10 protein-coding genes, 1 tRNA gene and 1 pseudogene are annotated in these 15,294 nt (G+C 46.2%); 8 read left to right on the top strand and 4 right to left on the bottom strand.

Annotated features, from left to right (window positions below; all coding sequences use genetic code 11):
• Positions 1 to 204 precede the first annotated feature (204 nt).
• The 4 genes from fdhE to BBC0178_RS11755 all read left to right on the top strand — a co-directional run bounded on the left by fdhE (position 205) and on the right by BBC0178_RS11755 (position 4,559).
• On the top strand, positions 205 to 1,119 hold the full coding sequence (gene fdhE / locus BBC0178_RS10470) for a formate dehydrogenase accessory protein FdhE (RefSeq protein ID WP_078040125.1): 915 nt from the start codon (positions 205 to 207) through the stop codon (positions 1,117 to 1,119).
• Positions 1,119 to 2,501 carry an L-seryl-tRNA(Sec) selenium transferase gene (gene selA / locus BBC0178_RS10465; RefSeq protein WP_078040124.1) on the top strand — a complete coding sequence of 461 codons (1,383 nt, stop codon included), beginning with the start codon at positions 1,119 to 1,121 and terminating at the stop codon, positions 2,499 to 2,501. The genes fdhE and selA overlap by 1 nt, the downstream gene beginning before the upstream one ends.
• Entirely contained in the window at positions 2,498 to 4,426 is a 1,929-nt protein-coding gene (gene selB / locus BBC0178_RS10460; RefSeq protein WP_078040123.1) for a selenocysteine-specific translation elongation factor, read from the top strand. The genes selA and selB overlap by 4 nt, the downstream gene beginning before the upstream one ends.
• A gap of 37 nt (positions 4,427 to 4,463) precedes the next feature.
• Positions 4,464 to 4,559 (top strand) — tRNA-Sec (locus tag BBC0178_RS11755).
• Positions 4,560 to 4,928: 369 nt separating this feature from the next.
• Here the strand turns inward: BBC0178_RS11755 and BBC0178_RS10455 are convergent.
• A complete protein-coding gene (locus BBC0178_RS10455; RefSeq protein WP_078040122.1) occupies positions 4,929 to 5,597 on the bottom strand; it encodes a DUF4167 domain-containing protein in 669 nt (222 codons plus the stop codon).
• A 375-nt stretch (positions 5,598 to 5,972) separates the two neighbouring features.
• The gene (selD, locus tag BBC0178_RS10450) at positions 5,973 to 7,016 is read right to left on the bottom strand and encodes a selenide, water dikinase SelD (RefSeq protein ID WP_078040121.1); all 1,044 of its coding nucleotides are present in this window, start codon (positions 7,014 to 7,016) and stop codon (positions 5,973 to 5,975) included.
• A gap of 345 nt (positions 7,017 to 7,361) precedes the next feature.
• Here selD and fdnG point away from each other — a divergent pair, with 345 nt between their 5' ends.
• Genes fdnG through BBC0178_RS10430 form a run of 3 tightly spaced genes read left to right on the top strand, consistent with a single transcriptional unit; the run spans position 7,362 to position 12,071 of the window.
• The gene (gene fdnG / locus BBC0178_RS10440; protein ID WP_078040119.1) at positions 7,362 to 10,460 is read left to right on the top strand and encodes a formate dehydrogenase-N subunit alpha; all 3,099 of its coding nucleotides are present in this window, start codon (positions 7,362 to 7,364) and stop codon (positions 10,458 to 10,460) included.
• Positions 10,457 to 11,401 (top strand): formate dehydrogenase subunit beta, encoded by a 945-nt coding sequence (fdxH, locus tag BBC0178_RS10435; RefSeq protein WP_077972946.1) that lies wholly within the window; start codon positions 10,457 to 10,459, stop codon positions 11,399 to 11,401. The genes fdnG and fdxH overlap by 4 nt, the downstream gene beginning before the upstream one ends.
• Complete coding sequence (locus tag BBC0178_RS10430) at positions 11,391 to 12,071, top strand: formate dehydrogenase subunit gamma (RefSeq protein ID WP_078040118.1); 681 nt, start codon at positions 11,391 to 11,393, stop codon at positions 12,069 to 12,071. The genes fdxH and BBC0178_RS10430 overlap by 11 nt, the downstream gene beginning before the upstream one ends.
• Positions 12,072 to 12,284: 213 nt before the next feature.
• Here the strand turns inward: BBC0178_RS10430 and dut are convergent, their stop codons facing one another.
• A complete protein-coding gene (gene dut / locus BBC0178_RS10425) occupies positions 12,285 to 12,752 on the bottom strand; it encodes a dUTP diphosphatase (RefSeq protein ID WP_078040117.1) in 468 nt (155 codons plus the stop codon).
• Positions 12,753 to 12,838: 86 nt separating this feature from the next.
• Positions 12,839 to 13,825, bottom strand: coding sequence for an iron exporter MbfA (mbfA, locus tag BBC0178_RS10420; RefSeq protein ID WP_078040116.1), 987 nt, complete (start codon positions 13,823 to 13,825; stop codon positions 12,839 to 12,841).
• Positions 13,826 to 14,588: 763 nt separating this feature from the next.
• Between mbfA and BBC0178_RS12350 the strand changes: the two are divergent.
• Positions 14,589 to 15,292 (top strand): annotated as a pseudogene (locus tag BBC0178_RS12350) (GH25 family lysozyme).
• The last annotated feature ends 2 nt before the right edge of the window (positions 15,293 to 15,294 follow it).

Raw genomic sequence — 15,294 nt, 5'->3', positions numbered from 1 at the left:
AGCAGTCAAAAAGCTTGGGCTCATTCAACAAGTGTGTCTCCATAAAATAGCATCCATCAAAATAGAAGAAAAACTACAGAGAAATAAAACGCCCAATAGAAAGATTTTTTAAATACGTGGAGCGACTTTCAAGCAGAGTTGGTTGGACAAGTTCCCTTTTCCGGTTATAAAATTGACCGAGTTTAAAATGGAGTTCAATCAAATATGCCGCGTAATAAAAAATTCGAAGGAGATATGACCGAAGTCGGTCATATGCGCACGCCTCCTTTCGTCCGGCTTCCCGATATCAATACGTTATTCGAGGAACGGAGCAAACGTTTTGAAGAACTTGCTCCCACAAGTCCGGTTAAAGACTATATAGATTTTTTGGTGGAATTTACCGGAGCCCAGCAATTCGTCTGTAACGAATTTGCGGCAAGCGATATTCCGATAGCCGATCAGGATCAGGCGCAAAAATTCATTATGCCGCCGATCGACCGGCAGGCTATTATATCCGCCCCTGTTTTTGAAGAAATTGCCAATAGTTTTTTCAAAGTTCTCGGCAACAGAAAGCTGAAGAGTTCAAGTCTTGTTGCTCTGGAGGATACAAGAGCCAACAAGGCAAAATGGCAAAACTGGGCTTCCGATATAATTGCGCATAAATTGCCGCAGGAAAATCTGGCTCAGCATATTTATGTAACAGGTGCTTTGCAGATTGTGTTGACATTGGCTGCTGCAAAACTTGACCCCAAAAAATTGCAGCCTATCGAAGGCAATCTTTGCCCCTGTTGCGGTGGTACCCATTCAGCTTCGATGATTGTCGGTTGGCCATCGTCAGAAGGTATCCGGTTCTGTTCATGCCTTTATTGTGGTTCCCTGTGGCGTTATGTCCGCATCAAATGTACATTTTGCGAAGAGACCAAGGGAATCAGTTTCCGCGAGATCGACGGGGGCCCGGGAACCATTCTTGCCGAGACATGTGATACTTGCAAACGCTATTGCAAACAGATGAATCATCAAAAAGATAGCCATTTTGATGTGTTTGCCGATGATATAGGCTCGCTGGCACTTGATCTTTTGATGAAAGAGGATGGTACATTTAAAAGAGGTGCATTCAATCCATTTCTGGCGGGTTATTGATGGTCTCAGATTTTTCTCTCCTACCTCCGGTCAACGCAATTCTTGCCGAACAAGCGGCAAAAGAAGCGGCGGCCAAATTCGGGCATAGTGCAACGGTTGATGCTATCAGGGCAGCCCTTGCCGACGAGCGCATTCTCATCAAAGCAGGACGCACACCGCGAACGAGTGATGTGTTGGCAATGATGGCGCTCGAACGACTGGAGGTGGATTCCCAATCGACCATGCGTGCCGTGTTCAACTTGACCGGTACAATTTTGCACACCAATTTCGGACGTGCACAACTGCCGGAAGTTGCAATTGAGAACGCTGTCAATGCCATGCGCAACGCGGTTTCGCTGGAATATGATCTTGAAAGTGGCGAGCGAGGAGAGCGCGACGACCATTTGCGCGAATTGATTTGCGAGCTTACCGGTGCGGAAGATGCAACCCTTGTCAATAATAATGCGGCAGCCGTTCTTCTGGTGTTGAATACGCTTGCGGGAAAACAGGGTGAAAGCATTATTTCGCGTGGCGAACTTATCGAAATCGGCGGTGCTTTCCGTATGCCCGATATTATGGAAAGTGCCGGTTGCACACTGGTGGAAGTCGGAACAACCAATCGCACCCACCTTGCCGATTATGAAAAAGCAATCAATGAAGAGACCGCGCTTTTATTGAAAGTGCACACATCGAACTATCGTATTGAAGGATTTTCTTCGTCAGTCACCACAAAAGAACTCGCGGCATTGGCTGCAACGAAAAGAGTACCTTTTATGGAAGATCTTGGTTCGGGAACGCTTGTCAATCTCGTTAGTTTCGGGCTTCCTTATGAGCCGACTGTTCAGGATGTCATCAAAGCGGGAGCGGATATTGTCACTTTCTCCGGCGATAAATTATTGGGCGGTGTCCAAGCCGGTTTTATTATCGGCAAGCAGGAATTGATTGCGCGGGTCAATAAAAACCCCATGAAACGTTCGCTTCGTGTCGACAAGGTACGCCTTGCCGCTCTGGAAGCGGTTTTGCGCGCCTATCGGAATGAAGAAAAGAGGAACGCAACAATTCCGACCTTGCGTTATCTTTCGCGCAACCAAAGTGATATTGCCCATCAGGCCGCCGATTTATGCGCAAAAATAAGCGACTTTTTTCAACCGGCTTTTCATGTTGAAATTTGTGCCTGTAATAGTCAGGTCGGCTCGGGCGCAATGCCGATGGAAACTTTGCCAAGCTATGGCATATCGATAAGCCAGGTTGATCCGGCCGTTTCATTGACAGAATTGGCTTATCGTTTGCGCCAATTGCCAAAGCCCGTTATCGGACGCATGCATGCCAACCGGCTGGTTTTTGATTTGCGTTGTCTGGATGATACAAACGGTTTTGTTAACAATCTCGAAAAACTATCATGATTATTGGTACTGCCGGTCATATTGACCATGGAAAAACAGCTCTCGTCAGAGCACTGACAGGCATTGATACAGATCGTCTGCCGCAGGAAAAACAACGTGGTATCACGATTGAATTGGGTTTTGCCTATCAGACATTGAAAAATGGCGAGCGTATCGGTTTTGTTGATGTTCCGGGACACGAAAAACTCATCCATACCATGCTGACAGGGGCCGGTAGCATTGACTATGTCATGCTGGTCGTCGCAGCCGATGACGGCATTATGCCGCAAACGCGCGAGCATTTCGAAATATTGAAGCTTCTGGGGTTAAAGCACGGGGTTGTTGTCATTACCCGCATCGACCTTGTTGATAAAGAGCGTGTTGAAGCATTGCAAGCGGAATTACACGAATTTCTCAAAGGTTCGTTTCTGGAAAATGCACCGATATTTCCTGTGTCGTCATTGACGGGCGAGGGGATAGAGGCCCTTCGGGAAGAGATAGAAAACGCCGCTTCACATTTGAAAAAACGTGTTTCCTATGGGCGGTTTCGCCATGCGATTGACCGTTGTTTTGTGCTTTCCGGTGCCGGCACAGTGGTGACCGGAACCGTGCTTTCTGGCGAAGCATCGACCAATGATCTTATGGTCATTGCACCCGATCATCTGCAAGCTCGGTTACGGTCGATCCATGTACAGGATGAGGTTTCTAATAAAGCAAGAACGGGCGACAGAGCGGCACTCAATATTGTTGGTGACGCAATCAACAAGGATAACGTCAAACGGGGTATGATGGTCATTGACCCGTTTCTTGATAAGCCAAGTCAAAGGTTCGATGTTCGTCTCACAATTCTTGCCTCCGAACCGAAACCGTTGAAACAATGGTTTCCTGTTCACTTGCACCATGGCTCTTTGGAAACCAATGCCCGTCTTGTATTTTTGTCGCAAGACACCATGAAAGCCGGTGAAACTGCTTATGTTCAGATTATTTCCGATAAAGCTATTATTGCCGCAAGCGGCGACCGCTTTGTCATTCGTGACACATCGGCAAGCCGTACAATTGGTGGCGGCATTATTCTTGATCCGCTAGCACCGGAAAGGCACCGCCGCGCGCCGGAGCGGTTCAAATTTCTTGCCGCAATGGAAAAAGAAGATCATCTTCAAGCTTTGTCGGCAATTCTGGCATTGCCACCTTATGGCATTGACTGGCTTTATTTTTGTCGTGCGCGTAATCTGTCGGAAGTCGAGGCGGCCAAACTTCTTTCGAGCGGAAATTTTGTTGTTCTTGAACATGGTCAAGACCGTTTTGTTATGGAACAACAACAAGAACAGCGCTTGCAAAAGGCAATTGTCGATTATCTTGTCGAATTTCATAAAAAAGAGCCTGATCTTTTCGGCGTTGGTCTTGAAAAATTGCGTCGTGACGTTGCCCGCGAAATTCGCGCTCCTTATTTTCGTGATCTGTTACAAAACGAAATTGATAAAGGCCGGTTGAAGATTCGTGGCGCCTGGGTTGGCCTTGCCGGTCATGAAGCCAAATTATCGCCCGAAGATGAAGCAATCTGGCAACGTGTCTATAAAGTTTTGAAGGGGGAAGAACGTTTCCGCCCCCCACGCACGCGTGATTTTGCGCAAGAACTTGGAATCGAAGAAAATCATATGCGGCAAATCCTCAAATCATGTGCACGAATGGGGCGTGTCTATGAAGTGGCACAAGACTATTTTTTCCCGCGTGAAGTGCTGGCAGAAATTATTATGATTATGCGGGACATTGCTGAAAAAAAAGAAAAGCACGAATTTGTCGCAGCCGATTTGCGTGACCGTTTGAATAATGGTCGCAAGGTTTCAATTTTTCTACTGGAATTTTTTGACCGCCATGGCGTGACAATCAGAAAAGGCGATATCAGAAGACTAAATCCGCATCGGCTTGACCTGTTTGCCGATAGTTAGACTTGCAGTTTTTGCCTAAAAGCCGCATAAGACATTCGGAAGGGCTTTTCATCCGGTGATGGATGCGGCCTTCAAAGCCGTAAGGGGCCGTGAGACGGTCTTTTATGGGTTCGACTCCCATGCTCTTCCGCCAATTATTTTCAATTGAATCATGTTCAGTTGAAACACATTGCTTATCATTACTGTTTCCGAACCGTTTTATTGCCGTGAACATCAAGTGTCGGGAAGGGCTTGAGCCATCAAGCACTGCGAAAAAAGTAACGGGTGTTAGAGACGTGTTCGGTTAAGCTTTTCTTCTGCAAGGAAGAATGCATCACGATAGTTTTTTGAAATCGGAAAGATATGCGTCTTGGAAGTTCCGGAAACTTTTAATCGGGAAAATTGCTTCGCTATCAATGAACAAAAACAGATAACAACCACAAAAGTACGCAATAAACAAAGAGGCGGGAAAACAAAAAAGACGGGTCATAACCCGTCTTTTTGATGACTATCAAGCAGAAAATCAGGCTTCTTCTTCAGCCTTGACCACTTTCGGTTTTGTTGTGCGTCTGCGACGCGGCTTCTTTTCAACAATCTCTTCAGTTTCAGCAGGCTTTTCCGCCTTTTCAACGGCTTCTTCAGGGGCTTCCGCTTTTTCTTTAGCTTGCTCTTCGGCTTCCCTTTCACCGGCATCGGAACGGCCTACCGGAGTGCTCCGACGACGTGGTGCACGACGGGGTTTCTTGAGCTCGACAACTTTTCCGACTTCACCGGTATCCTCGGCAAGAGCAACTTCAGCCGGTACCCCTTGAATTTCCGGTTGCGGACCGCTTCCAGCCGCCTCATGCTCTTCACTTATTTCCAATGATGCGATAGGAGTGTTTTCGTCTTCCTCCTCATCATCACTGAGTTCTTCACGCTGGATTGGTTGCGGCATTTGTGCTTGTGCTGCCAGAATGATGCGGACATAGTGTTCGGCATGTTGGAGGTAGTTTTCTGCCATCACCCTGTCACCGGCAGCCTGGGCATCCCGTGCCAAAGCTGTGTATTTATCTGCTATATGTTGTGCGTTACCACGAATTTTTACATCCGGACCGTTGCTTTCATAATTGCGTGAAAGAGGGTTTGGACCGCGTCTGTTGTTATTATTATTGTTGCGTCCACGGATGCGCCTATTTTGTTGTGGCCTCATAATGATCTCTTTAAGAATATGTTTTATCTATTTGTATTCAGTCGATTTTCTGACAAGAATATAATGGCTTTAGCGCCAATACCCGTTTTTGATTATGCTTGTTGACAAGCCATCAAGCTCAAATCAATTTTTTGAAAATCTCAAAAAGCCTATGGAAACGACTCCAACAGCTATGTTCCATGACGATTTATCTGGTATAGTGGAAACTAGCGTTGTTCATCCCAATTGCCAAGCACTTTTTTCAAAATTCGACATCTTATTGAAATGAAAAGCCATAATATCTCGTAAAAATTGGCTATATGGTCATGTGCGTGTTTATTCGGGCAGGTAAGATTTGATTTCTTGCCCGCCCGAAACAACTAGAAATTGTTCGAATCACTCTTCTATAATAACTTTCGGAGTACCGGAACGTACTTCACCGACAATAGTCGAAAGCGGATAGCCTCGGCTTTTCGCATAAGCGATGACAGAGTCGGCTTTTTCAGGTGAGACGGAAGCGAACAATCCGCCGGATGTTTGCGGATCGGTCAACAGAAAGCGTTTATAATCGGGATAATTTTGCGGCAATACAATATGTTCGCCATAGCTGTCCCAATTACGGCGTGAAGCACCGGTGAAGCATCCATCTTTTGCAAGTGCTTCAGCTTGCTTGAGAAATGGAATTTTCGAATAATTTATAGCAATCTCGACATTGGAACCTTGTGCCATTTCGAGACTGTGGCCTAAAATTCCAAAACCGGTCACATCGGTTAATGCGTGAACATCGGGATTTCTTCCAAGCTCTGTACCGATTTTATTGAGAAGCGTCATTGACGCTATCATTTCCTGATAGGCCTCATCGGAAAGTTTTCCGGTTTTGAATGCATGCGAATAAACGCCAACGCCGATACCTTTCATGAGTACCAGTTTGTCGCCTACATGGGCACGGGCATTCAATTTGATCTCGTCTTTTTTGCAAATGCCGATAACAGCCAAACCATAGACCGGCTCGGGATTGTCGATCGAATGACCACCGGCGACAGCAATGCCGGCTTCTGCGGCTTTTTGCCGTCCACCTTTTAAAATCTCTCCGACAATTGCCGGATCAATTTTGTCAACCGGCATTCCGAGAATTGCCAGCGACATAATCGGCTTTCCGCCCATAGCATAAACGTCGGAAATAGCATTGGTCGCAGCAATTTGGCCAAATGTGACAGGGTCATCCACCATCGGCATGAAAAAGTCTGTCGTAGCGATGACACAAGTGCCATCGTCCAGTTCGTAAATGGCAGCGTCATCACTTGTTTCGGTTCCCACCAATAGATGTTCAAATGGTCCATATTCCGGCTGGTTTTTCAGCATTTTCTGCAAAACGGAGGGTGCCAGTTTACAACCGCAACCCCCACCGTGAGCAAGACTTGTCAAACGGAAGGGTGTCATCGAAGTTTCCTTTTTAAATATTCAATTTTGTGTGGGTATCAAAGATATCCGACAGTTTGACAATATTAGCATTTGTCAAACATGCGTGCAATGTAGCTCATCTTCATCACGATCAATCGCCTGTGTTCACAAAACGTCAACGCCATCGGGAAAGCGATTGCATTATTGTCTTTCAGGATCCATATGAAAAAGCTGCGAATGATCTTCCCCGATCAATAGAATCCGCTTTTGTAACAACAGGGCATCAAGCAGACTTGTTTGAAGCTTGATTGGTTGCTTTGAAACAATTGTTGATTTACAATTGTGAGCTTGTGGGATGATCAAAAATACAAGAGGAATGCCCGTATGAATATAGAGATTTCGCGTCGCGCCTTTTTAAAGGGTGCTGGTGCGGGTGTCGGCGCAACAGCATTGGGTGCGCTTGGTTTTAGCGAGGCTGAAGCAACAGTTGTTTCAGCGATAAAGCCTTTCAGGTTAGCTTCAACAACCCAGACCCGACAGACCTGTACATATTGTTCGGTTGCTTGTGGTATTATCCTTTATTCAAAAGGATCAATGAAAGATGGCACAGCGAAAGTTGTCCACGTCGAGGGTGATGTTGATCACCCGACCAATCATGGTACTCTGTGCCCGAAAGGTGCAGCCCTTCTTGATACAATCCATTCAAAGAACCGTTTGACAAAACCGAAGGTTCGTCGCCCCGGTTCCGACCACTTTGAAGAAATCACATGGGACGAGGCACTTGATAAAATCGCCCGCTACATGAAAGATGATCGCGACGCCAATTTTGTTCAGAAAAATGAAAAAGGCCAGACAGTCAATCGGTGGTTAACAACAGGATTTCTTGCTGCTTCTGCAGCCACAAACGAAACCGCATTTGCGACTTATAAGGTCGTACGTTCATGCGGTATGCTGGCATTCGATAACCAAGCACGCGTTTGACACGGCCCCACGGTGTCCAGTCTGGGCCCAACATTTGGTCGTGGCGCGATGACAAATCCATGGACGGATATCCGGTCGACGGATCTCGTCATTATCATGGGTGGTAATGCTGCCGAAGCACATCCTTGTGGCTTCAAGTGGGTTACTTATGCAAAAGAGCATCGCGGTGCAAAGCTGATCGTTGTTGATCCACGCTTTACCCGTTCGGCTTCGGTTGCCGATTTTTATGCACCGATCCGTCAGGGAACCGATATTGCCTTTTTGTCCGGTGTCATCAACTACTGCATAACGCATGACAAAGTTCAGTATGAATATGTCAAACATTTCACCAATGCCGGTTTGATCGTCAATAAAGGTTTCGGTTTCAAAGATGGTCTGTTTACCGGATATGACGAAGCCAAACGTGATTATGACCGCTCGACCTGGTCCTATGAAATGGACGAGAACGGTTATGCCAAGAATGACGAGACTTTGACGCATCCGCGTTCGGTATGGCAGCTTCTTAAAAAACATGTTTCGGTTTACACGCCTGAAATGGTTGAAAGAATTTGCGGAACACCGAAGGACAAGTTCCTCAAAATCTGCGAGATGATTGCAGAATGTTCAAGCCCGACAAAGGCAATGACATCCATGTATGCTCTCGGTTGGACACAACACTCCAAGGGTGCGCAGAACATTCGCACAATGTGCATGTTGCAGCTTATTCTTGGTGATATCGGTGTACGTGGTGGCGGTGTGAATGCCCTTCGTGGCCACTCCAATATTCAAGGCCTTACAGATGTCGGACTGATGTCCAACCTCATTCCGGGCTATATGAATATTCCGATGGAAAACGAGACCGATCTCAAGACCTATCTCGCGAAACGCAAGTTCACACCAACGCGGCCGAATCAGGTTAGCTACTGGCAGAATTATGACAAGTTCTTCATTTCGTTCATGAAGGCAATGTGGGGCAAGGCCGCAACAAAAGAAAACGACTTCGCCTATGATTATCTGCCGAAGCTTGATATCGCCAATTACGATATTCTTAAAGCTGTCGACATGATGGATCATAACCAGATGAACGGCTATTTCTGCCAAGGGTTCAATCCTGTTCTTGCTTTCCCGAACCGTAAAAAGGTCGAGCGCGGCTTGAGCAAATTGAAATTCCTTGTCGTGATGGATCCGTTGGAAACAGAGACGGCACGTTTCTGGGAAAACCACGGTGATTTCAATGATGTCAATACATCCGAAATCAAAACGGAAGTTTTCCAATTGCCGACAAGCTGCTTTGCTGAAGATGAAGGAGCTGTTGTCAATTCCGGTCGCTGGTTGCAGTGGCACTGGGCGGGGCAAAATCCGCCGGGTGACGCAAAGCACGATACTTGGATCATGGCACAACTTTGGTTAAGGCTGAAAAAGCTTTATGAAAAAGAAGGCGGTGTGTTCCCCGATCCTATCGTCAATTTGCATTGGCCATATAAGGACGCAAGCGAACCTCAACCGGCAGAACTTGCCAAGGAAATGAACGGTTATGCTGTTGAAGATCTTTATGATCCGAAAGACCCGACCAAGAAAATCCTTGAAAAAGGCAAACAGGTTCCAGGCTTTGCTTCGTTGAAGGCCGATGGAAGTACCGCTTCGGGCTGCTGGATTTATTCAGGTAGCTTTACCGAAGACGGAAACATGATGGCACGGCGTGATAACACCGACTATGATGGTGCCGGACTTTATCCGAAGTGGACATTCGCATGGCCTGCAAACCGTCGTATTCTTTATAATCGTGCCTCTGCCGATTTTGACGGTAAGGCTTGGGATCCGGAGCGTAAAGTTATCGAATGGAATGGCGAGAAATGGACGGGATTTGATGTTCCGGATATTCCGCCCGCATCCGATCCGCACGCTGTTGGTCCGTTTATCATGAATGCGGAAGGCACTGGCCGGCTCTTTACACTTGCCGGACTTCGTGATGGACCGTTCCCGGTTCACTACGAACCGTTCGAATCGCCGATCGTCAACCCGATTGCTCCGAATGTCCGTGGTAATCCGGCCGCTCGTATCTTTGATGAAGATCTTGCACAATTGGGAACAAGTGATGAATTCCCATATGCCGCAACCTCTTATCGGTTGACCGAGCACTTCCACTACTGGACGAAAAACAACCGGATTAACGCTGCTTTGCAGCCGCAATTCTTTGTTGAAATTTCGGAAGAACTGGCAGCAGAGAAAGGTGTTGTGAAAGGTGATTGGGTAAGAGTTTGGAACAAACGCGGGCAGGTTTTTGCCAAAGCGCTGGTTACCAAACGTATCCGTCCGATCATTTGTGACGGCAAGCCGGTTCACGTTATCGGCATTCCACTGCATTGGGGCTTTATCGGTGAGGCGAAGAAAGGCTTCGGTCCTAACTCGCTCACGCCATTTGTTGGCGATGCCAACTCCCAGACGCCTGAATTCAAGGCATTTCTGGTGAATATGGAAAAATCGAAAGCACCGGTCGATGAGAATGGAAAGGCGGAAAAATGATTAATATTAATCCTCCAACACAGGATAAAATCGAACCGCAGATCGGTCCGGATGACTACATCCGGATTTCCGCTTCGCCAGCGCCGAAACCAAAGCGAAAATTGGAAGAAATAGCCAAGCTGATTGATGTTTCACGCTGCATTGGTTGCAAAGCTTGCCAATCGGCGTGCTCGGAATGGAACGAGCTGAACCCCGAAATTGGTGACAATGTCGGTGTTTATGATAACCCGCGTGACCTTTCGCCGGACGCTTTTACAATTATGCGTTTCACAGAATGGGTTAATCCGGAAACCGATGCACTGGAATGGCTTATCCGCAAGGATGGTTGTATGCATTGTTCGGAACCGGGATGTCTTGCCGCTTGTCCGTCACCCGGTGCGATTGTGCAATATTCAAACGGTATTGTGGATTTTATTCACGATAAATGCATCGGTTGCGGTTATTGCATCAAAGGCTGTCCGTTCAATATTCCGCGTGTCTCGCAAGTAACCCACAGAGCCTATAAATGCACTTTGTGCTCCGACCGCATTGCTGTCGGGCAAAAGCCTGCTTGTGCGAAGACCTGCCCGACTGAAGCGATTATGTTCGGGACAAAGGCCGAGCTTAAAGAACACGCCAAAGAACGCATTGCCGATCTGAAAAACCGTGGTTACAAGAATGCCGGCCTTTATGACCCGCAAGGTGTTGGCGGAACGCACGTTATGTATGTTCTTCACCATGCCGATCAGCCAAGCATTTATGCAAACTTGCCGGAAGACCCGCATATTTCACCGATTGTGAAAACGTGGAAGGGCATTTCCAAATATTTCGGACTTGGTGCTATTGCTGCAGCTATCCTTGGAGCAGCTGCACATGGTATCTTCATCGGACGTACGAGAGTAACCAAGCACGACGAAGAACGTGCCGAGAAAACCTTGAAGGATGTCGAACATGACGCATAAGCTTTATGAAAAATACGATTATGTCCATGAAGGTCATCCGGTTATGGTCGACCGCTATACAAAAGGCGCACGCATCAATCACTGGATTGGCGCTGTTTCGATGATTCTTTTGGCATTGACCGGTCTGATGATGTATTGGCCACCACTTTTCCCGCTATCAAATCTCATTGGAGGCGGGCAAGTGGTGCGTACCATTCACCCCTATATCGGTGTTGTCATGGTTATCAGTTTTGCCGGACTTTTCTTCCGCTTCTGGCGCCTCAATATCTGGGAAAATTCCGATTTGAAATGGATTGTCGATATCAAGGATGTCCTTGAAGGCGATGAAGAAAGACTGCCTATGATCGGAAAATACAATTTTGGTCAAAAATGTATTTTCTGGTCGATGTCGATTGGTCTTATCATATTGATTGTGAGCGGCTTTATGGTTTGGCAAGCCTATTTTGCACCTTTTGTTCCGATTGAATGGCAGCGTTATGCACTACTCACCCATTCACTGGTTGCCGCCTGCATTATCGCGGTGTGGATTTTCCACGTCTATGCCGGTTATTGGGTTGCCGGTTCGATTGGTGCAATGATCAAGGGCAAGATTTCAGGCGGCTTTGCATGGGCGCACCATCGCAAATGGTATATTGCGCTTTTGCGCGCAAACCGCATTAAAGACCGCTAAGCTTTATTTTAAGGTTTCAATCAATTTAACCGCAATGTTTTTCCAAAACATTGCGGTTTTATTTTAATGTTTCGTTTATCCGTTGATGATGCAAACGCAATATCAGCAATGGCAAAAGTGTGATCAAAAGGAGCTCGTGAGCTAAAGCGAATCAGCCGATTGCACCTTTCTTCACAATTATTATCTTAAAAAATTTCTTTGGGTGTTGATTGTCTAGTTGTGTCCGGTTGAACCGAACCCTTTGGTTCCACGAATTGTATCCGAAGTTGTTGTGGTTTCCACAACGGCAATTTGGGGAGCCGGAGAAATGACAGTTTGCGCGATTCTCATGCCGCGGGTAATTGTGAATGGTTCTTGACCGAGATTGATGAGTAAAACTTTTATTTCTCCGCGATAATCACTGTCGATTGTGCCAGGCGTATTCAGGCATGTAACGCCATTTTTGAAGGCCAGACCGGAACGCGGACGAATTTGCGCTTCGTAACCTTCCGGCAACTCGAATATCAAACCGGTAGGGACGAGGACACGTTCACCGGGGGAAAGGATGAGTTCTTTTCCCTCTTCCAAAGCTGCCCTCAAATCCATTCCGGCCGAGCCCACAGTTTCATAAGCGGGCAATTTCAGCCCTTCAGAATGTGGGAGACGACGAATGGCGAGTTTAACGAAATCGGTTTGCGACATGGAAAGCCTTCAGGACGATATAATCACTGCCAGTCCTTTTAAAGGGGATGGCAGAAAGTTACAAGTTCCCTTAGGGCCGGTCTTTTTCAGGCACTACCGATAAGAATACCGGTGGCAAAAACCAGCGCTCCGCCGACAACAACCTGCAAAGCAGCACGCCAGAAGGGTGTTTCCATAAATTTGTTCTGAATCCATGCAATTGCCCATAATTCAACGAACACAACCGCAAATGCAATGGCAATCGCAATATGGAAATCGGGTATGAGAAACGGAAGCGCGTGGCCGAGACCGCCGAGAGATGTCATAACACCATTGGCAACGCCGCGTTTGATTGGCGAGCCGCGGCCGGATAGCTTTCCGTCATCATGGGCAGCTTCGGTAAAGCCCATTGATATACCGGCGCCGAGTGACGCCGATAAACCGACCAGAAAAGTCTGTCTTGTGTCACCAGTTGCAAAGGCAGCCGCAAAAATCGGCGCCAAAGTTGAAACGGAACCATCCATCAAACCGGCTAGACCCGGTTGTATCCATGTGAGAAGCGTTTGCTTGCGTTCTTTTGCGCGTTCTTCATCGGCAACAGATTTCGGCGCGTATTTTTTTTCAAGCTCGATAGCAACATCTTCATGGTGTTTTTCTTCAAGAGCAAGATCGCCTAAGAGTTTGCGGATTTCCGCATCCTTGGCATGGTCGGCAGCTTGTTCATAAAAGCGCGCCGATTGGTCTTCCATTTGTGCAACCGAATCACGCACTTTATCAATGCCGAGCGGGCGAACCAACCAATCCGGTTTGCGGTCATAAAAGCCGCTCACATGTTCGCGCCGGATAAGCGGAATCATTTTGCCAAAGCGTTTTTCAAAAATCTTTATCAGCCTGTCGCGGTGGCTATGTTCCTCATCTGCCATTTTTTCAAAAATTTTGGCAGTTGCCGGAAACTCGTCACGTAAACCATCAGCATAGTTAAGATAAATGCGCTCGTCATCTTCTTCCGAAGAAATGGCAAGAGCGAGAATTTCCTTTTCGCTAAGCGAAGAAAACGGTTTCCGATAGGATGATGCAAAGAGTTTTGAAAACATTGGAGACCTATAAATTAGAATTATTCTAAATTAGTTGAGTTGGAAGGAAATTCAACCGGAAAATATTGCATGCACTCGATTGTGAATGGGTTAATTTTCGTGAATGTGACTTCTCAGCTCGGTTGCAACGAAAATTTACGACAATGAGATCAGGTAAAGCCTGAACAAACCGGTTATTCGCGACAACCGGCTATGTATAAGCTCCCGTTGATTGGGGATGCCGTATTTTTTATGTGTCACCGGCATAGTAAGCTAAACGCTGTTTCCATTCATTGATTTCCGATTTTTCGACCCAAAATTTCCCCCGTTCGGTTGTTACAAAAATAGCGATAAATGTCATCCTTTGATTTTTAAAAAAAGCAGAATTCAATCGCTGGTTTTGAGCCTGATCAGAAAGCTCGCACCGACGTTTTTGGAAAGAACGGTCATCGGGAAAATGCATTTGCCAATCAATAATGTCGAAATTTGTTTTTTACATTGGCGATCGGCTTTTATGTTTGCCTGAACAAAACAGGCTTTATTGAACAGATTGAATTGAACATGGTGATATTGATTTATCAGCTTCTTATTTTTGTGATTTTTCACCACTGGAAACAAATTGACCCGAACGGTTTTACCAATTGCCACAATCGATAGACGACGCGAAAGAGCTATAAAATTTATATGAAAATCGTTTTTGTCAAAAGCAGATAAAAACTATAATTTAACCATATTAAAATTGGTGTTTGACAGCGTCGGATATTTGCTCTTCAGGAAAAATCACATGGGCAAGCGCATTCTTGTTTTTTTGCTTTTTGTCTTTGCATTGATTGCGGTTTTTTACTTTTTCTTGGCGCGGTTATCACTTGATAACTATCCGGTTCGCGGGATTGATGTATCGCATCATCAAGGCGAAATCGATTGGCATAAAATAAAAAGCCAGAATATCAGTTTTGCCTATATCAAAGCGACAGAAGGTGGTGATTTCAAGGATCCTCAATTCAAGAAAAATTGGGACCATGCATTAGAGGCCGGTTTGAGAGTTGGTGCTTATCATTTTTCAGGCCTGAAACGGACGGTGTGTTGCAGGCAGAAAACTTTATCAGTTCGGTGCCCGAATATAAAAACATGTTACCTCCGGCAATAGATGTCGAAATCGATCAAACGAAAAACCCTGACCGACAAGTCATTTTAGAGAGACTTGGCAATCTTCTTCAACATGTCGAAAGCTATTATGGTTCAAAGCCAATTATTTATACAGATGAAGAAAACTATAAAAATTATATCGCCGGCCGGTTTTCCGGTTATCTGTTGTGGTACCGTTCGATTTTTAGCCGACCGGATTTGCCGGACAAACACCAATGGGCCTTCTGGCAATATAATCCCGTGGGTCGTCTTCAAGGGTATAGGGGCCAAGAATATTTTATCGACCTTGATATCTTCAATGGTACGAGGGATTTGTTTGAAACGTTCCCGACCGGCTGGTAACG

The sequence above is a fragment of the Ditibartonella apihabitans genome, assembly GCF_002007485.1.
Taxonomy (GTDB): Bacteria; Pseudomonadota; Alphaproteobacteria; order Rhizobiales; family Rhizobiaceae; genus Bartonella; species Bartonella apihabitans.
The sequence above is the reverse complement of the archived record's forward strand: the minus strand, read 5'-3'. Positions and strand labels throughout refer to the sequence as shown.

Bases quoted from the DNA above. Each gene is read 5' to 3' on its own strand.
- fdhE (WP_078040125.1), top strand. From the start codon at position 205: ATGCCGCGTAATAAAAAATTCGAAGGAGATATGACCGAAGTCGGTCAT.
- selA (WP_078040124.1), top strand. From the start codon at position 1,119: ATGGTCTCAGATTTTTCTCTCCTACCTCCGGTCAACGCAATTCTTGCC.
- selB (WP_078040123.1), top strand. From the start codon at position 2,498: ATGATTATTGGTACTGCCGGTCATATTGACCATGGAAAAACAGCTCTC.
- BBC0178_RS10455 (WP_078040122.1), bottom strand. From the start codon at position 5,597: ATGAGGCCACAACAAAATAGGCGCATCCGTGGACGCAACAATAATAAT.
- selD (WP_078040121.1), bottom strand. From the start codon at position 7,016: ATGACACCCTTCCGTTTGACAAGTCTTGCTCACGGTGGGGGTTGCGGT.
- fdxH (WP_077972946.1), top strand. From the start codon at position 10,457: ATGATTAATATTAATCCTCCAACACAGGATAAAATCGAACCGCAGATC.
- BBC0178_RS10430 (WP_078040118.1), top strand. From the start codon at position 11,391: ATGACGCATAAGCTTTATGAAAAATACGATTATGTCCATGAAGGTCAT.
- dut (WP_078040117.1), bottom strand. From the start codon at position 12,752: ATGTCGCAAACCGATTTCGTTAAACTCGCCATTCGTCGTCTCCCACAT.
- mbfA (WP_078040116.1), bottom strand. From the start codon at position 13,825: ATGTTTTCAAAACTCTTTGCATCATCCTATCGGAAACCGTTTTCTTCG.